Source organism: Dyella sp. SG609, assembly GCF_012275375.1.
GTDB lineage: Bacteria > Pseudomonadota > Gammaproteobacteria > Xanthomonadales > Rhodanobacteraceae > Dyella_D > Dyella_D marensis.
The window spans coordinates 272567-290607 of the sequence record NZ_JAAZQJ010000006.1 but is presented as its reverse complement, the minus strand read 5'-3'; the positions used below and the strand labels follow the sequence as shown (position 1 = coordinate 290607).

At 68.3% G+C, this 18041-nt stretch carries 15 protein-coding genes; 8 read left to right on the top strand and 7 right to left on the bottom strand.

The features are described from left to right. Positions 1-296: 296 nt before the first annotated feature. Positions 297-2144, bottom strand: a complete 1848-nt coding sequence (locus FHW85_RS13810) for an ABC transporter ATP-binding protein (RefSeq protein WP_168648628.1) — start codon at positions 2142-2144, stop codon at positions 297-299. A 262-nt stretch (positions 2145-2406) separates the two neighbouring features. Between FHW85_RS13810 and FHW85_RS13805 the strand changes: the two genes are divergently transcribed. Continuing rightward, positions 2407-3648 carry a TIGR03862 family flavoprotein gene (locus tag FHW85_RS13805; RefSeq protein WP_168648604.1) on the top strand — a complete coding sequence of 414 codons (1242 nt, stop codon included), beginning with the start codon at positions 2407-2409 and terminating at the stop codon, positions 3646-3648. 105 nt (positions 3649-3753) lie between these two features. Here FHW85_RS13805 and FHW85_RS13800 read toward each other — a convergent pair whose 3' ends face one another. Together FHW85_RS13800 and FHW85_RS13795 are read right to left on the bottom strand one after the other, a co-directional pair. Then, positions 3754-4296, bottom strand: coding sequence for a hypothetical protein (locus FHW85_RS13800; RefSeq protein WP_167255666.1), 543 nt, complete (start codon positions 4294-4296; stop codon positions 3754-3756). Between the two features lie 139 nt (positions 4297-4435). After that, complete coding sequence (locus FHW85_RS13795) at positions 4436-5989, bottom strand: oligopeptide:H+ symporter (protein WP_168648603.1); 1554 nt, start codon at positions 5987-5989, stop codon at positions 4436-4438. A gap of 119 nt (positions 5990-6108) precedes the next feature. Between FHW85_RS13795 and FHW85_RS13790 the strand changes: the two genes are divergently transcribed. From FHW85_RS13790 to FHW85_RS13780, 3 genes are read left to right on the top strand one after another with little or no spacing between them, the layout of a single operon-like run. After that, positions 6109-6555, top strand: coding sequence for a ribonuclease domain-containing protein (locus FHW85_RS13790; protein WP_168648602.1), 447 nt, complete (start codon positions 6109-6111; stop codon positions 6553-6555). After that, positions 6552-6989, top strand: coding sequence for a barstar family protein (locus FHW85_RS13785; RefSeq protein WP_167255672.1), 438 nt, complete (start codon positions 6552-6554; stop codon positions 6987-6989). Before FHW85_RS13790 ends, FHW85_RS13785 begins: the two co-directional genes overlap by 4 nt. Further along, positions 6989-7216, top strand: coding sequence for an RNA-binding S4 domain-containing protein (locus tag FHW85_RS13780; RefSeq protein ID WP_167255674.1), 228 nt, complete (start codon positions 6989-6991; stop codon positions 7214-7216). Before FHW85_RS13785 ends, FHW85_RS13780 begins: the two co-directional genes overlap by 1 nt. 425 nt (positions 7217-7641) lie before the next feature. Here the strand turns inward: FHW85_RS13780 and FHW85_RS13775 are convergent, their stop codons facing one another. Continuing rightward, positions 7642-8478 carry an arylamine N-acetyltransferase gene (locus FHW85_RS13775; protein ID WP_168648601.1) on the bottom strand — a complete coding sequence of 279 codons (837 nt, stop codon included), beginning with the start codon at positions 8476-8478 and terminating at the stop codon, positions 7642-7644. 141 nt (positions 8479-8619) lie between these two features. On the opposite strand from FHW85_RS13775, the gene msrA reads away from it, so the two are divergent. After that, positions 8620-9324 (top strand): peptide-methionine (S)-S-oxide reductase MsrA, encoded by a 705-nt coding sequence (msrA, locus tag FHW85_RS13770; RefSeq protein ID WP_167255678.1) that lies wholly within the window; start codon positions 8620-8622, stop codon positions 9322-9324. 114 nt (positions 9325-9438) lie between these two features. On the opposite strand, the gene FHW85_RS13765 is transcribed toward msrA, so the two are convergent. From FHW85_RS13765 to hutU, 3 genes are all read right to left on the bottom strand, one after another. Continuing rightward, positions 9439-12069 (bottom strand): EAL domain-containing protein, encoded by a 2631-nt coding sequence (locus FHW85_RS13765; protein WP_343203703.1) that lies wholly within the window; start codon positions 12067-12069, stop codon positions 9439-9441. Positions 12070-12250: 181 nt separating this feature from the next. Further along, a complete protein-coding gene (locus tag FHW85_RS13760) occupies positions 12251-13024 on the bottom strand; it encodes an iron-containing redox enzyme family protein (protein ID WP_167255682.1) in 774 nt (257 codons plus the stop codon). 245 nt (positions 13025-13269) lie between these two features. Next, positions 13270-14940 (bottom strand): urocanate hydratase, encoded by a 1671-nt coding sequence (gene hutU / locus FHW85_RS13755; protein ID WP_167255684.1) that lies wholly within the window; start codon positions 14938-14940, stop codon positions 13270-13272. Positions 14941-15117: 177 nt separating this feature from the next. Between hutU and FHW85_RS13750 the strand changes: the two genes are divergently transcribed. The 3 genes from FHW85_RS13750 to FHW85_RS13740 all read left to right on the top strand — a co-directional run bounded on the left by FHW85_RS13750 (position 15118) and on the right by FHW85_RS13740 (position 17942). Then, on the top strand, positions 15118-15693 hold the full coding sequence (locus tag FHW85_RS13750; RefSeq protein WP_167255686.1) for a hypothetical protein: 576 nt from the start codon (positions 15118-15120) through the stop codon (positions 15691-15693). Positions 15694-15927: 234 nt separating this feature from the next. Beyond that, complete coding sequence (locus FHW85_RS13745) at positions 15928-17436, top strand: DNA-3-methyladenine glycosylase 2 (RefSeq protein WP_168648600.1); 1509 nt, start codon at positions 15928-15930, stop codon at positions 17434-17436. After that, positions 17433-17942 carry a methylated-DNA--[protein]-cysteine S-methyltransferase gene (locus FHW85_RS13740; RefSeq protein ID WP_167255689.1) on the top strand — a complete coding sequence of 170 codons (510 nt, stop codon included), beginning with the start codon at positions 17433-17435 and terminating at the stop codon, positions 17940-17942. Before FHW85_RS13745 ends, FHW85_RS13740 begins: the two co-directional genes overlap by 4 nt. Positions 17943-18041: the final 99 nt, after the last annotated feature.

Here is an 18041-nt window from a genome sequence, read left to right as displayed (position 1 = left end):
AGGCAGGGCGGGAGTTGCTGGAAGAGGTGGCGGTGTTTTTCTGCGGGGCGTGCAGAAGTGGGGTGCGGAGGGGGAAAAGCTAGAAGTGCATCACGAGGGCGGTGCGCGATGCCTCGCTGACTGAGGCATCGGGTTTGGAGACAATCGGCGCGTTTTGAGCACGCGATGAAGAGCTTTGCGGGTGCCGTGGCCGTCAGCTCAGCGCTCCGGCCGGCCCCTCACCCCGACCCTCTCTCCCACAGGGACTACCTTCGGGTCGCCCGGAGGGGAGAGGGAGCCGAAGCGGTGGGGCAAGCTTAGGCAATGACTGCGTCGTCTTCCGCCGCGACAAACCCACCCGTCTGCCGCTTCCACAAGCGCGCATACAGGCCGTCGTGCGCGATCAGCTCCGCATGCGTGCCGGTTTCCACGATATGCCCCTTGTCCATCACCACCAGCCGGTCCATCCGCGCGATGGTGGACAGGCGATGGGCGATGGCGATCACCGTCTTGCCGCGCATCAGCAGTTCCAGGCTGTCCTGGATCGCGGCTTCCGCTTCGGAATCCAGCGCCGAGGTGGCTTCGTCCAGGATCAGGATCGGCGCGTCCTTCAGCAGCACACGCGCGATGGCGATGCGCTGGCGCTGGCCGCCGCTCAGTTTCACGCCGCGCTCGCCGACGTGCGCGTCGTAGCCGGTGCGGCCTTCGCCATCCACCAGCTGCGGAATGAATTCGTCGGCGCGGGCCTTGCGCACGGCCTCGCGGATGTCTTCCTCGGTGGCGTCGGGGCGGCCGTACAGCAGGTTGTCGCGGATCGAGCGGTGCAGCAGCGAGGTGTCCTGGGTGACCACGCCGATCTGCGAGCGCAGGCTTTCCTGCTGCACCTGGGCGATGTCCTGGCCGTCGATCAGGATGCGGCCGCCTTCCAGGTCGTACAGGCGCAGCAGCACGTTCACCAGGGTGGATTTGCCGGCGCCGGAAGGGCCGACCAGGCCGATCTTCTCGCCGGGGCGCACCGCCAGGTCCAGGCCGGCGATCACGCCGCCCTGCTTGCCGTAGTGGAAATGGATCTCGTCGAAGCGCACGGCGCCGTGGCTCACCTGCAGCGGCACGGCGTCCGCGCGGTCCTGCACCAGGCGCGGCCTGGCGATGGTTTCCAGGCCGTCCTGCACGGTGCCGACGTTTTCGAAGATGCCGTTGACCACCCACATGATCCAGCCGGACATGTTGTGGATGCGGATGACCAGCCCGGTGGACAGCGCGATCGCGCCCACCGTCACCCGGCCCTGGCTCCACAGCCACACCGCCAGCGCCGAGGTGCCGACGATCAGCAGGCCGTTGAGCGCGCTGATGGTGGCGTCCATGGCGGTGGTGAGGCGGGTCATCGCCCGCATGCGCTGGATCTGCTCGCCCATCGCCTCGGCCACGTAGGCCTCCTCGCGGCGGGTATGCGCGAACAGCTTCAGGGTGAGGATATTGCTGTAGCCGTCGACGATGCGGCCCATCAGGCGCGAGCGCGCTTCGGACTGCTTCCAGGAGCGCTCCTTGGTGCGCGGCACGAAGTACGCCAGGGTGATCACGTACAGCACCAGCCAGGCCAGCAGCGGCGCGGCCAGCCACACGTCGGCGTGGGCGAACATCACCAGGGCGCTGCCGGTGTAGATGGTGACGTACCAGATCGCATCGACAATCTGCACCGCCGATTCGCGCAGCGAGCCGGCCGTCTGCATGATGCGGTTGGCAATGCGCCCGGCGTAGTCGTTCTGGAAGAAGCCCAGGCTCTGGCGGATCACATAGCGGTGGTTCTGCCAGCGGATGCGGCTGGTGAGGTTGGGCACGATGGCCTGGTTCACCAGCAGGTCGTGCAGCAGGATCAGCACGGGGCGCGCAAGCAGGGTGACGAACACCATCCACATGAGCTCGTTGCCGTGCTCGGCGAAGAAGCCGGGGGTGGGCACGCCCTTGGCCAGGTCCACGATGCGGCCGATAAAGCCGAACATCGCCACTTCCACGATGGCCACGCCGAAGCCGACCACGATCGCCGCGGCGAACACCGGCCACACCTGGCGCAGATAGAACACATAGAAACGCCAGACCGAGTCCGGCGGCATGCCGTCCTCGGGTTCCTTGAAGGCGTCGATCAGGGATTCGAACCAGCGGAAGATCATGGGGAGGTCCTGCCATGCCAGGCGAGGCATGGTGCCTGAAAAGGGGGTGAGGGGGATGACAAGTTGAGGGCCGCGGAGCGGCGGCACAAGTGGGCGTAGGTTGGGGTGAGCGCAGCGAACCCCAACGATGCGACCCCTCGTTGGGCTGACGGCCTGCATCCGCAGCCCGCCCTTCGGGCCATCCGCTGCGCGGATGTTCGCTATGGCATCCTGCCTTCGCAGTCGCCTTCGGCTCACCCCAACCTACAATGCGTTCTTCATGTCCAAGCCCACGCCCACTCTCGCCATCGTCGGCGCCGGCCCCGCCGGCCTGATGGCCGCCGAAACCGCCCGCGCCGCCGGCCTCGAGGTCGACGTCTACGAAGCCAAGGGTTCGGTCGGCCGGAAATTCCTGCTGGCCGGCGTGGGTGGCATGAACCTCACGCATGGCGAGCCGCGTCCCGCCTTCGACGGGCGTTACGGCGAACGTGCGGCGGAAGTCGGGCGCTGGCTGGACGACTTCGACGCCGACGCACTGCGCGCATGGGCGCGCGGCCTGGGCGTGGAGACCTTCGTCGGCACGTCCCACCGGGTGTTTCCCGCCGACCTCAAGGCCGCGCCGCTGCTGCGCGCCTGGGTGCATCGCCTGCGCGAGAGCGGCGTGCGCTTCCACGTGCAGCACCGCTGGCTGGGCTGGACGGACGACGGCGCGCTGCGCTTCGCCGCGCCCGCGGGCGAACTGGCGCTGCGCACGGATGCCACGGTGCTGGCGCTGGGCGGCGGCAGCTGGCCGCAGCTGGGTTCGGATGGCGCCTGGCAGCCGTGGCTGATTGCGCGCGGCGTGGAGGTGGCGCCGCTGGAGCCGGCCAATTGCGGTTTCGATATCGGCTGGAGCGCGCATCTGGCCGAGCGCCATGCCGGCGCGCCGCTCAAGCCGGTGGTGGCGCACTGGCGCGACGCGGACGGCCGCGAGCAGCAGCGCCAGGGCGAGTGCGTGATCACCGCTACCGGCATCGAGGGCAGCCTGGTGTATGCGCTGTCGGCGATGCTGCGCAAGGCGATCGCGCGCGACGGGCAGGCCACGCTGACGCTGGATCTGGCACCGGACCGCCCGCTGGAACGCCTGCAGCAGGACCTGGCCAAGCCGCGCGGCAGCCGCTCGCTGAGCGAACACCTGCGGCGGCAGGCCGGCATCGCCGGCGTCAAGGCCGCGCTGCTGCACGAGCTGGTACGCAAGGAGGATCTGCACGACAGCGCACAGCTGGCCCGCGCGATCAAACGACTCGATCTCCGGCTGCGGCAACCCCGCCCCATCGCCGAAGCGATCAGCAGCGCGGGCGGCGTGCGCCTGGAGGCGATGGACCAGGGCCTGATGCTCAGCGCCCTGCCCGGCACCTTCTGCGCCGGCGAGATGCTGGACTGGGAAGCGCCGACCGGCGGCTACCTGCTGACCGCCTGCTTCGCCAGCGGACTGCGCGCGGGCGCCGCCGCGGCGGCGTGGGCGCTGGCCCGTCCGCGCTAGCTAAGGACGCGTAGGTTGGGGTGAGCCAGAGGCGAACCCCAACATCCAGCTCACCGCATTGTTGGGGTTCGCCTGTGGCTCACCCCAACCTACGGCTAGTGCTGCTTACTTCAGGTTCGCCTTGCTGGCGTCGATATCCGCCTGCAGCTTGGTCGCCAGCTCCTTCGACGCATGGTCGAGCAGGCTGACGAACAGCTTCGGATAGTTGGTCTGCCCGTTGACCTCGGCCGTGGGTTCCAGGTGCGGCTCGCTGCGCGTGACGAAGCCGCGCGCATTGGTGGTGCAGCGCATGCTGATGTCCAGCGTGGCGATCGAGGGCTTGTCGTCCTCGCGGCGCACGCGGATGTCGGTCTTGACCCGCTCGCAGGCCACGGTGAGGTTGGAGATATAGGCCGGCTGCAGCGCCTGGCGCAGCTGGGCCTGCAGCACCTCGGACACGGGGCGCGAGGGGCTGAGCACCACCTTGTCGTCCAGGCCGCGCACCTGCAGGTCGCCCGCGGTGGGCTCCACGCTGATCCACGGCGCGAAGGCCGGCACCACCAGTGCATCCACCGGTACGGTCTCGCGTGCCTTCTGTCCCCCGCAGGCGGCCAGCGCCAGCGCAATCGCGGCCAGGCCCGCCCCACGGGCCATCGTCGTCTTGTTCATGATTTCCCCCCAGCTAATTAGCCCGAAATGTACCTTGCACTGCGGCAATCGGGCAACGCCGGATGCGCCTCAATGCGGCGCGGTTCGCAGGAATCGCCCGCCCGGCACATCCGTCTAGCCGTCCAATCGCCGCGGCGGCTCAGGCCGCCCGGTAGTTGTCGACCTCGCGATAACGGCGTGCGTAGGCGCCGAACGCCAGCGCGGCGAGCAGCGCGAAGGCGGCGAAGAAGAACATCTGGAAGGCGTCGACGCTCAGGCCCGTGCTGGCGATATGCCCGGTCACCGCCTCGTCCCGCACCGCGGCATTGGCGATCAGCACCCACAGGTTGCCGATGGTGGTGGCCAGGTACCAGAAGCTCATCATCACGCCCTTCATCGACGCCGGCGCCTGGCTGTACGCGAACTCCGGCCCCGTCGCGGAGACCAGCACCTCGCCGAAGGTCAGCAGCAGATAGGGCAGCACCTGCCACACGATCGACAGCGCCTGGCCGCCGTCCAGCAGCAGCTGGTAGCCGCCCACCACGATCCAGGCCAGCCCGGCGAAGGCGATGCCCATGGTCATCTTGCGCAGCGCGGTGGGTTCGACGCCGCGGCGGCGCAGCAGCGGAAACAGCACCAGGTTGTTGAACGGGATCAGCAGCATCACCAGCAGCGGATTGAGCGCCTGCATCTGCGCCGGATGGAACCAGTCCGGCGCGGCCATGGCATTGCCCTGCAGCACCCAGGTCGAGGCCTTCTGGTCGAACAGCGAGAAGAACGGCGTGGTCAGCGCGAAGATCACCAGCACGCGCAGCACGTTGCGCGCGCCGTCCACCGCCGCATCCGCATGCCGCCCGCGCGAGCGCTCCAGCTGCAGCCAGGCGCCGCCGCCGACGCCGCCGATCAGCGCCACGATGGCCAGGCACAGCGCGATCACGAAACCCAGCGAGGGCGCCATGGCCAAGGCAGCCAGCGCGGCGAGCACACCCGCGCCGGCCAGCCACAGGCCCGGCCGCGCCTGCCCCGGCGCCTGCGCGAGCAGCGCCGTGCGCACCACGCGGGTGAACGCGTCCGGATCGGGCGGCGACGGCGGCACCATCACGTAGCGGTGGCGGCCCAGCCACAGCACGAACGTGGCCGCCAGCATCAGCGCGCCGGGAATGCCGAACGCCACCGCCGCGCCGAAATGGCGCAGGAACATCGGCGCCAGCAGCGAGGCGAAGAACGAGCCGAAGTTGATGATCCAGTAGAAGGCGTCGAACACCGGCTTGGCCAGGTGCTTGCTGGCGCTGTCGAACTGGTCGCCGACGAACGAGGCCACCAGCGGCTTGATCCCGCCCGCGCCCAGCGCGATCAGGCCGAGGCCGACGTAGAAGCCGGTGGGATGGTGCTCGAACAGCGCCAGGCACAGATGCCCCAGGCAGTACACGAGGCTCATCCACAGCACCGTGCGGTACTTGCCGAAGAAGCGGTCGGCCAGCCAGCCGCCGAGCAGCGGAAAGAAGTACACGCCGATCACGAAGGTGTGGAACACGTCCTTGGCCGCGCCCGGCCGCTCGGCTTCCGGCAGCTGCAGCAGCAGCGAGGTGATCAGGAACGGGGTGAGGATGTTGCGCATCCCGTAGAACGAAAAGCGCTCGCAGCCCTCGTTGCCGATGATGAAGGGGATCTGCCGCGGCAGGCGGCCGCGCGCGGTGGAAGGGGCGGCGCTCATGCGTGGCTCCAGGGGGACCGGCCAAAGCCTCGAGTGTGCCGCAAGATTTTGCGGACACCAAGCCGATGCGCGTCATTCGGCCCTGTTAAGCTGCGCGCCACCTTACGGCGGCGATGCCCATGCGCTACCTCCAGACCTTCCTGCTGCTGGCCGCGGTGCTCGCCGCCGGCCTGTTGTGGAACCGCCATGCCACGCGGCCCGTGCGCATGCCCGACCCGCCGGCGCAGTCCGCCGCGGAGCCGGCCCCCGCCGCGCGCCAGCCGCGCATCGCACCGGCCCCGGCCACCGGCCTGCCCTCGTTCCTGCCGTCCGAAGCGCGCGACACGCTGGCCCTGATCGCCCGCGGCGGCCCGTTCCCGAACCGGCAGGACGGCACCGTGTTCGGCAATCGCGAAGGCCTGCTGCCGCAGCAGCCGCGCGGCTACTACCACGAGTACACGGTGGCCACGCCCGGCCTCGGCTATCGCGGTGCGCGCCGGATCATCACTGGCGGTAATCCTCCGGTGGTCTACTACTACACCGACGACCACTACAACTCGTTCCGCGCTTTCGAGGTGCCGCGATGACTCCCCAGGACCACGACATCGACCTGCTCGACCCCGACGCCGGCGGCGTGTTCTTCGTGATCGAGGAAGACCTCGATCCGCTGGGCGCCCAGGGTTCCAGCCAGGGCCTGTTCGTCGCCCGCACCAGCCTCAAGGGCTGCACCGGCAAGGACGAACTGCTGCGCCGCCTGAAAGCCTCCTGGCGCCTGCCCGCCGAATTCGGCGACAACTGGGACGCCCTGGCCGACGCCGTCAACGACCTGGACTGGCTCGAAGGCACCGGCTACCTGCTGCTGTTCGACCACGCCGACGACCTGCGCGAAGCCAGCGAAGAAGACTTCGACATCCTGCTGGACATCCTCGACGAAGCCGCCGAGACCTGGCAGGAAGACAGCAAACCGTTCTTCGCTTTCTTCGCCATGCCCGAAAGCGCCTTCAACGACCCGGATTTCTGATGCAGTCCATCGATTTCGACCTCGACGACCGCCACGAGCACGTCGAACTCAACCAGCTCCTGAAACTGACCGGCCTGTGCGACAGCGGCGGCGCCGGCAAGGCGATCGTGGCCAGCGGCGCGGTATACGTCGACGGGCAGCAGGAACTGCGCAAGACCTGCAAGATCCACGCGGGCCAGGTCGTCGAGATCGACGACATCCGCATTCGCGTGAAGCGCGCGCCGTAAAGCACGCCCGAACAAACTCCGCCGCGAGCCCCGCCCCCTCACCCTGCCCTCTCCCCGGAGGGGAGAGGGGTGATGGCGTGAGGTAAGCAGGAACGAAGAACAAAAGCTGGCCTCAGTCCCTGAACATCCTCTTCGCCACGGCACGTTGAAGCACCCGCTACGTAAACGCACTGCCGTTTCGTGTAGACCCAGGTTAATCAGACTACCGCAGCCGCCCACTGCTCCTTCTAGTCGCGTCGCGAGCCGTTGCTCTAAGGCTATTTCTCTTTGGTTACTTTCTCTTTGAGCCAGCAAAGAGAAAGTGACCCGGGCGCCGGCAGGCGTCCGGAATGCCCGCTGCATAAGCGGCCCATTCGCGATAACGCGAAAACCAAGCGATACAGTTACTGGATCCCGGCCTACGCCGGGATGACGAGCAAAGAGGCCTACGCCGACACGCCAGGCGAAGGAAGCGGCATCGCATCAATCCGCGCCCGCAGATGCGTCACCTGCGGCACCCGCAACAGAAACTCGCGCTCCAGAACCTCAAGGATCTCATCCGTATCGGTAAGCGTGCGCCGCACAGTCTCCCCGCCCAACGTATGCACAGCGAATTCGCGACCACGCAAAGTCAACCTCCGCCCCGCCTCAGTACGCGCAACATTCAACCCATGCAAAAAATGCGACTCCGGAAACGTCGACGTATAGTGATTAGCCACCACATAATCGACATCATCCTTCGCCTGCAGATCGAAGCGATACAGCGTCTGCCACACCCCCCGCACCAGCGCCTGCATGCGCCAAATGCCCCCCTGCTCCAGCAGCCGATACGGCTCATGCGTACTCGCCTGCTCCACCAGCGGCACCAGCCTCAACGCCCCCGGCAACACCATCCCCCCAAACCCCACATCGGCCAGCCAGCTCTCGCCATCGATCTCGATGCGCAGCAGCATATGGCTCTGCGCGGTGACGTCATCGTCGTCACGCTGCCATAGCACGCGGGCGATCAGCCCCTGCACCGCATAGCCGATCGCACGCAGCACTTCGCGGAACACGAAATTCTGCTCAAAGCAGTACCCGCCGCGCCCGAACTCGACCAGCTTGCGCTCCAGCCGCCGCCGCTCCAGCACCACCGGAATACCCAGGAACGGATCGAGATTCTCGAACGGAATCGCCGCCACGTGCGCCACCGCCAGGGCACGCAAGGTCGCCGCATCGGGCTTCGCCTCCCCCTGGAAACCGATGCGCCGCAGATAGGCCGGCAGGTCGATGGCGTAGCTCATGGAAAACACCTTGGGGGGTAGGCTGGGGAGGCGGCACCATAGCACCGCGGCCGGAGGTAACCCCGTGCCATTCGTGGGCGAAAACAGTTCGAACGGCGCCGCCCAGCGCGCCGCCCCTTTCGATCGATGGAGCCTCGCACCATGCGTACCCGCCTGCCCCGCCTCCGCCTGCTCGCCGGCCTGATGCTGGCCGCCGGCACCACCGCCTGCGGCGTCGTTGCCGCCGACAGCGCACCCGTCGCCGCACCGGCGCCCACCGTCGATGCCGCGCCCGCCCAGGGCGAGCAGATCGCCGTATTCGCCGGCGGCTGTTTCTGGGGCGTCGAATCGGTGTTCGAGCACGTCAAGGGCGTGAAGAAGGTCTGGTCCGGCTATGCCGGCGGCCAGGCCGCCACGGCCAGCTACGAGCAGGTCTCCGGCGGCAACACCGGCCATGCCGAATCGGTCAAGGTGGTGTACGACCCGGCCAAGGTCAGCTACGGCAAGCTGCTGCAGGTGTTCTTCTCGGTCGCCACCGACCCGACCCAGCTCAACCGCCAGGGCCCGGACACCGGCACGCAGTACCGCTCGGTGATCTTCTACGGCAACGACGAGCAGAAGCGCGTAGCCAGCGCCTATATCGCCCAGCTCGACCAGGCCCACGTGTTCCGCGCCCCCATCGTCACCCAGGTCGCGCCGCTGAAGGCCTTCTACATGGCCGAGGCCTACCACCAGGATTTCGCGCGGCTGCATCCGGACTATCCGTACATCGTGATCAACGATGCGCCGAAGGTGCGCCACCTGAAGGAGCTGTTCCCGGCGGAGTACAAGCCGGACGAAAGCGTCGTGGACGTGCAGTTGCACTGAGACGGACGGCGTGGCGGCGTAGGATGGGGTGAGCCGCAGGCGAACCCCAACGTTGCCGCACAGTTGGGGTTCGCCTGCGGCTCACCCCAACCTACGCACTACGCACAGGCATCCTCAACGCTGCTTCGGCGGCACCAGCCGCAGCTTCGCGGGCTTCGGGCTGCGCACCAGCTGGCGTGCGATCTCCTCGGCCGCTTCGGGGCGCGAGTAATAAAAGCCCTGGCCTTCGGCGCAGCCGGCCTTGAGCAGGAACTCGTGCTGCTCCTTGGTCTCGATGCCTTCGGCGATGGGCCGCAGGCCCAGGCTGCGCGCGATGGCGAGCATCGCCTCGGTGATCGCGGCGTTGTTGGAATCCTGCGGCAGGCCGTTGATGAAGGAGCGGTCGATCTTCAAAAAGGCGATGGCCGACAGCTTCAGATAGGCCAGCGACGAATAGCCGGTGCCGAAGTCGTCGATCGCCACACCCACGCCCAGCGCGTGCAAGGCGTGCATGGTGCGGTCGGTCTGTTCGCCCAGTCGCAGGATCGCGCTCTCGGTGATCTCTACCAGCAGGCGCTTGCCGTCCAGCTGTTCGGCATCCAGCGCCGCGCTGAGGCGCTCGATGAAAGTGCGGTGGCCGAAGGTGCTGGCCGAGACGTTGATCGCCATGCGCAGCGGCGGCAGGTGCGCCTGGTCCCAGCGGCGCACCTGGGCGCAGGCTTCGCGCATCACCCATTCGTCGATCTGGCGGATGAGACCCAGGCTTTCCGCCATCGGGATGAATTCGTCCGGCAGCAGCACGCCGCGTTCCGGATGGCGCCAGCGCAGCAGCGCCTCCACCGCCACGATGCGGCTGGTGCGCAGCTCCACGTTCGGCTGGTAGACCAGGTACAGCTCGCCGCGCACCAGGGCCTGGCGCAGGTCCACGCCCAGCATCAGGCGGCGGCGCGCGTCGGCATGCATCAGCGGCGTGTAGAAGCGGAACGCATTGCGCTCCTCGGTCTTGGCCACGTACATGGCTGCGTCGGCATTGGTGATCAGGGTGATCGGGTCGCCGCCGTCCAGCGGGAAGCCGGCGATGCCGATGCTGGCGCTGAGCGCGATCTCGTAGTCGCCCACCAGCACCGGCTCGGCCAGCGAGGACAGCAGGCGCGTGGCCATGGTGCGCGCGTCTTCGCGGGTGGGCAGGCGGCCCAGCAGCACGGTGAACTCGTCGCCGCCGATGCGCCCGGCCACGTCGTGCGGACCCAGCGCGCGGTCGATGCGCTCGGCCACCTTCACCAGCAGGCTGTCGCCGATCGCGTGGCTGTAGCTGTCGTTGACTACCTTGAAGGCGTCCAGGTCCACGAACAGCACCGCCACCGCATTGCGGCCGTGGGTGGCGCCGAGGATGGCGTGCTCGCACAGGCGCTCGAACTCGGCGCGGTTGACCAGGCCGGTGAGCGGGTCGTGCGTGGCCAGGTGTTCCAGGCGCAGGCGGTCGGCCTTGATCGCGGTGATGTCGGTCAGCACCGCCACGTAGTGCTGCACGCGGCCGTAGGTGTCGCGGATGGCGCTGATGCTGAGCAGTTCCGGATAGCTGCTGCCGTCCTGCCGCCGGCTGGACACTTCGCCCTTCCAGTTGCCGCCGTTGGCGACGGTGTCCCAGATCGAAGCCGGCAGCGGCGAGCCGTCGAGCTGGGTGCGCGTCTCGTCGAAGCGCCGCGTGCGCACGGCATCGGCGTCATAGCCGGTGATGCGGGTAAAGGCAGTGTTGACCGTGGTGATGCGGCGCTCGGCGTCGGCGATCACCACGCCCTCGGCGATGCCGGCCAGCGCTTCGGAGGCGATGCGCCGCTCGTGCTCCATCGACAGCCGCTCGGACACGTCGCTGATGATCGCCTGCCGCACGAAGCGCTCGCCCCACAGCGCCAGCGCGCTCTGCGTTTCCACCGGGCGCGCCTCGCCGGCGGCATCGCGCAGCAGGGCGACGTTGCTGTCCTGCGGCGCCTCGCCGGAGGCGAACAGGCGCGCGAACGACTCGCCCAGCAGTTCGTCCGGGCCGCGCCCGGTCCAGCGCGCGGCGGTGCGGTTGGCGTCGAGGATCTGCCCGGAGGACTCGTCCACCATCACGATGGCCGAGGCGGCGCTGTCGAACAGCAGCCGGTAGCGTTCCTCGGTGCCGCGGATGCCGGCCAGGATGCGGCGCGCCATGCGCAGCCACAGCAGTCCGGCCACCAGGGTGATCAGGGCCACGCTGGCGAACAGCACCCGGCCCATCCAGGTGGCGCCGTTGGCGATGTGCAGCGAGAAGCTGCTGCTGCGCGGCTCGATGAAATCGTTGAGCTGGTGGATGCGGTCGCGCTGCCGCGCCAGCTCGGCCGGGGCCAGCGCGCCGGCGGCGTAACTGCGTTCGAGTTCGCCGGCGATCACGTTCAGTTCGGCGATCTGGCCGTCCACCGAATGCCAGTCGGCGAGCGCCTCGCGCATATGCGGGGCGGCGGAGAAATACTGCAGGATGAAAACCATGCCGGGGATCGCCGAGGGGATCACCCCGCCGCGGCGGAAGGCCTCGATCACTTCGGCCCGGTCGAAGTCGCCGCTGTCGATCTTGTCGCGCGCATAGCGGTCGGTCACCAGCACCGCGTAGTTGCGGCGGAAACCCTGCAGGTAGACCGGATCGCCCTTGGTGGCGTAGTTCTCCAGGTCCACCACCGCCTGCTTCTGCGCCTTGGACCAAAGACTCTCGCCGTTGAGAAAACCGGCGAGAGTCACCTGGAGCTGCAAGGCTCCCCATGTAAGGGCGAGGACCAGCCCGAGCATTGCCGCCAGTGCGTAGGCCAGCGGCAGCAGCCTTTGCAGCAATGGTCTTCGCAAGCCAGTACGAGCGTTACGCATAGCGTCCCGTGTCCTCATTCAAGCCGACATCCACTGCCTGCGATGCGTCCCGCCCGGCAAACGCGTTGCGTCAGGCTGCGGCTTCACTGACTGACCACGGATCCTGGCGCACGTCCAGGCAGCGGTCCAAGGTGATCTGCATGCTGACGTAGCTGCGTCGCACGCATTCCCCCAGATAAGCCACCTCGGCCGGCGTCGGCGCCGTCCCCATTAGCGTACACACAATTTCGAGCGCTTCCCAAGGATGAGTATCGTCGTAGGCCGCGTGAAGTTGGAGCCAACGCAAACCCTTGCCCCGGGTCTCGGTCGCAAAGGCCTCCTTGTAGGGACTCTCGAACACCTTCTGGGACCACTCCCCGGTTGCACCTTCCACCGCGTAATTGGTGGCGATCATGCCGGCGGCGAGGGAAGCCTTGGTGCTCACCTGTTCGCACCAGTCGGGCAAGGCTCCCGTGCCATGGGGCGGCAACCCGTGCAGGACCTCGTCGCGGCTGATCCCCGCGGCTTCGGCCCAATCCAGCCAGTACTCGGCGTGGTTCTGCTCCACGCGGATGTTCCGCACCAGCCAGCGCCGGGCCAGGTTGTCGCCCTGGGTCCGGCCGTACTGGGTCTTCAGCAGGTTCAGCGCCATGTAGGCCGGGAAACGCTCGATGACGGGCCAGATCCCCACCATGAAGTCTCGCGTGGAGGCAGCGTGAAGACGACTGTTCATCATCAGCTCCCATACCTCGTGGTCCACCACCGTGCGCTTGGTCTCCTCGGCAGCGTGGACGATGTCCTGCGCCCAGTGCGGATAGCTGCTCAGCTCGGTCAGCGCGCCAGTGCGTTCGAATTGCGTAGTCATGATGCGATCTCCAGTGTTTTGACTGACGTCGGCCGAATGGCCGACGCCCCGGCGCCAGAAAGGTGCCGGAGATCACATAATCTTCGGACTGGAGGTGGCAGGACATGGAAAATCGTCCGGCCCTTCGGGGTAGGGCTATTGGCCGGGTGACGATTGGGGGGACGGGGGAACAGGGAACGTGCGGGTTGTAGTGGAAGCGAAGCTTGCGATCCTTCCCCCCGTTCCCCGTTCCCCGTTCCCCGCTTTCAAAGCATCGGCAGCTTCAGCCCCTGCTCCTTCGCGCACTGCACGGCGATGTCGTAGCCGGCGTCCGCATGGCGCATCACGCCGGTGCCGGGGTCGTTCCACAGCACGCGGGCGAGGCGCCGGTCCGCCGCCTCGCTGCCGTCGCACACGATCACCACGCCGGAATGCTGCGAATAGCCCATGCCCACGCCGCCGCCATGGTGCAGCGACACCCAGGTGGCGCCGCCGGCTACGTTGAGCATGGCGTTGAGCAGCGGCCAGTCGGACACGGCATCGCTGCCGTCGCGCATGGCTTCGGTCTCGCGGTTGGGGCTGGCGACCGAGCCGGAGTCCAGGTGATCGCGGCCGATCACCACCGGCGCCTTCAGCTCGCCCTTGCGCACCATCTCGTTGAAGGCCAGGCCCAGCTTGTGGCGCAGGCCCAGGCCGACCCAGCAGATGCGCGCCGGCAGGCCCTGGAAGCTGATGCGCTCGCGCGCCATGTCCAGCCAGCGGTGCAGGTGCGGATCGTCCGGAATCAGTTCCTTCACCTTGGCGTCGGTCTTGTAGATGTCTTCCGGATCGCCCGACAGCGCCACCCAGCGGAACGGACCCACGCCGCGGCAGAACAGCGGGCGCACATAGGCCGGCACGAAGCCGGGGAATTCGAAGGCGTCGGCGCAGCCTTCGTCCTTGGCCATCTGGCGGATGTTGTTGCCGTAGTCGAAGGTAGGAATGCCGGCGCGCTGGAACGCCAGCATCGCTTCCACGTGCGTGCGCATGGAGTGCTTGGCCGCCTTCGCGGTGCCGGCCGGATCGCTCTTGCGGCGCTCGAACCACTGCTCCACCGTCCAGCCGCTGGGCAGATAGCCATTGACCGGGTCGTGCGCGCTGGTCTGGTCGGTGACCGCGTCCGGCTTCACGCCGCGGCGCACCAGTTCCGGCAATACGTCGGCCGCATTGCCGAGCAGCGCGATCGACTTCGCTTCGCCGGCAGCGGTGTACTTCGCGATGCGCGCCAGCGCGTCGTCCAGGTCGGTGGCCTGCTCGTCCACGTAGCGCGTCTTTAGGCGGAAATCGATGCGGCTCTGCTGGCATTCGATATTCAGCGAACACGCGCCGGCGAGCGACGCCGCCAGCGGCTGCGCGCCGCCCATGCCGCCCAGGCCCGCGGTGAGGATCCACTTGCCCTTGAGGCTGCCGCCGTAGTGCTGGCGGCCCATCTCCACGAAGGTCTCGTAGGTGCCCTGCACGATCCCCTGCGAGCCGATGTAGATCCACGAGCCGGCGGTCATCTGGCCGTACATCATCAAGCCCTTCTTATCGAGCTCGTTGAAGTGCTCCCAGTTCGCCCAGGCCGGCACCAGGTTGGAATTGGCCAGCAGCACGCGCGGCGCATCCGGATGGCTGGGAAACACGCCGACCGGCTTGCCGGACTGGATCAGCAAAGTCTCGTCGTCGTTCAGTTCGCGCAGCGCGCGCAGGATCGCGTCGAAGCACTCCCAGTTGCGCGCGGCACGGCCGATGCCGCCGTACACCACCAGCTCGGCCGGGTTTTCCGCCACCTCCGGGTCGAGGTTGTTCTGCAGCATGCGGAACGGCGCCTCGGTGAGCCAGCTCTTGCAGCTCAGCTCGCCGCCGCGCGGCGCGCGGATGGTGCGGGTGGTGTCGATACGCGTCGGGGCGTTCATGGGAAATCCTGGCCTGCGGGGGGAAACGTCGATTATGGGCGCGGGTTTTCGGGACCGCCAACTGCACTGCGGCAAAACCGTCCGTTTGGCCGATTGTGGCGGTGTCCGCGGCGGGACCAGACTTTGCGCGGGGGAAGCCGGGCCATGGCCGCGTCGCGGCTCGAACGGGAGGGTCCCATGTACGCGACACGCACCATCTACCTCGCGGCGCTGATCGCCGCCCTGCTGGTCACGGCAAGCGCGAACGCCGCCGACAAGGCCGCGCCGAAGAAGGCGCCAAGCGATGCGGAACTGATCGCCAGCGCGATGCGCGCCGCGCCGCCGGGCGTGGCCAAGGGCGCCACCATCATCGCGATGAACGCGGACGGCAGCGCGCGCATGCTGCGCAAGGGCACGAACGACTACACCTGCATGCCGGACAACCCGGAAACGCCCGGGCCGGATCCGATGTGCATGGACAAGAACGCGATGGAATGGGCGCAGGCGTGGATGAGCCACAAGCCGCCGCCGGCCGGCAAGATGGGCGTGATGTACATGCTGTCGGGCGGCACGGATGCGAGCAACACGGATCCGTATGCGACGAAACCCGACGCGAGCAACCACTGGATCAAGACCGGCCCGCACATCATGGTGGTGGGCGCGGACGCGGCGTTCTACGACGCGTATCCGAAAGGCGCGGATCCGGATACGTCGGCGCCGTATGTGATGTGGGCGGGGACGCCGTATCAGCATCTGATGGCGCCGGTGAAATAGCTCCGCTTTGCCCCCTCTCCCCTCCGGGGAGAGGGCCGGGGTGAGGGGGACCTACGGAGCAGTGAAGCGGAAGCATAGAAGCGCGCGACGCTTCGTCGAACGTCCACCGCGAGCACCCGCCCCTCATCTGCCTGCCGGCATCTTCTCCCCGAAGGGGAGAAGAGTTTTCATAGCCGGCCTATTGATGTCCGAAAACGGCGAGTCCCCCGCCGCCCCCGGTGCTAGCCTGCATGCATGGCCACCGTCCCCGCCCCCAGCGCGCCCCTCCCCGACCGCCTCTGCGAACAGGCCCGCCTCAGCCGCGATGCGCGCTTCGACGGGCTGTTCTTCACCGCCGTCACCAGCACGCGCATCTATTGCCGCCCGGTCTGCCCGGCGCCGTCGCCGAAACCGGAAAACATCCGCTACTACGCCAGCGCCGCGGCGGCGGAAGCGGCCGGTTTCCGCCCCTGCCTGCGCTGCCGGCCGGAGCTGGCGCCGGGCAACGACAGCTGGCAGCGCGGCGACCACGTGATCGCACGCGCGCTGAAGCTGATGGAGCAAGGCGTACTGGAAGACGATTCGCTGGAAGACATGGCGCAGCGATTGGGCGTGGGCGCGCGCCAGCTGCGCCGCGTGTTCGTCGAGCGCCTGGGCGCGCCGCCGATCAGCGTGCACACCACGCGCCGCCTGCTGTTCGCGAAGCAGCTGCTGACCGAGACCGACCTGCCGGTAACCGACGTCGCGCTCGCATCCGGCTTCCGCAGCCTGCGCCGCTTCAACGCGGCGTTCCAGCAGGCGAACCGGATGCCGCCGCGCGAACTGCGCCGCCATCCGGCGAAGGCGGCGGACGGCGGCCTGGCGCTACGCCTCAACTACCGGCCGCCGTACGACTTCGAGGCGATCCTGGCGTTCCTGCGCACGCGTGCGCTGCCGGGTGTGGAGCAGGTGGACGAGCGCAGCTATGCGCGCGTGTTCGGTCCGGCGGATGCGCCCGGCTGGCTGCGCCTGAGCGCGTGGCCGAACGGCGAGCACGCGCTGAAACTGGAACTGCAGTGCCCGCAGCCGGCGCGCATGCTCGGCGTGGTGTCGAAGCTGCGGCGCATGTTCGACCTGGATGCGGACCCGCAGGCGATCGGCGCGGTGATGCATGCCGGCGGCGTGCTGAAGCCGCTGCACCAGCGCCGCCCCGGCCTGCGCCTGCCGGGCGGCTGGGACGGTTTCGAGATCGCGGTGCGGGCGATTCTCGGCCAGCAGGTGAGCGTGGCGGCGGCGCGCACGCTGGCTACGCGCATCGTGCAGCGCTGGGGCACGCCGGTGGCGGGCATCGTGGCGCCGGGGCTGGAGCGCCTGTTTCCGGGGCCGGAGATCCTGGTCGACGTGGACCTGCGCGAAGTGGGCCTCACTACGGCGCGCGCCAATACCGTACAAGGCGTGGCGCGCGCGCTGCTGGACGGGCGCATCGATTTCCGCAGCGAACAGCCGCTGGATGCGTTCGTGGCGAGCTGGGTGGAGCTGGCCGGCATCGGCGAATGGACCGCGCACTACATGGCGATGCGCGCGCTCAGCCATCCGGATGCGTTCCCCGCCGCGGACCTGATCCTGCGCCGCGCCGCCGCCGGCGACGGCGCGGAACTGAGCACGAAAGCGCTCACCGCGCTGGCCGAAGACTGGCGCCCCTGGCGCGCCTATGCGGTGATGCATCTGTGGCGCGCCGCCACCGACGCGGCCGAACGTGCCAGACCGAAGGCAAAGAACGCATGAGCGAGACGATCTGGTACGACGTGCTGCCCACCCCGATCGGCCAGCTGCTGCTGGTGGCGGATGCGCAGGGGTTGCGCGAGGTGTGGTTCGAGACCGGCCGGCAGCGCAAGTCGCCGCAGCCGGCATGGGTGCATGCCGCCAGGCCGCTGGCCCAGGCGCGCCGCCAGCTGGAGGAATACTTCGCCGGCGAACGCACGTCCTTCGAACTGAAGCTGCATCCCGTCGGCACGCCGTTCCAGCTCGCGGTGTGGGAAGAACTGGGGCGCATCCCCTATGGCGTGACGATCAGCTACGCGGAACTGGCACGGCGCATCGGCCAGCCCGCGGCAATGCGCGCGGTGGGCGCGGCGAACGGGCGCAATCCGATCCCGATCATCCTGCCCTGCCACCGCGTGATCGGCAGCAACGGCAGCCTCACCGGCTTCGGCGGCGGGCTGCCGACCAAGCGTTTCCTGCTGTCGATGGAAGACCGCGTTGCGCACGGTGACCTGTTCGCGCTGCCGTAGGCTGGGGTGAGCGCCAGCGAACCCCAACGGGCACCGCACGACATGGCCAGGCACTTTAGCGTTGGGGTTCGCTGGCGCTCACCCCAAGCTACGCGCTGC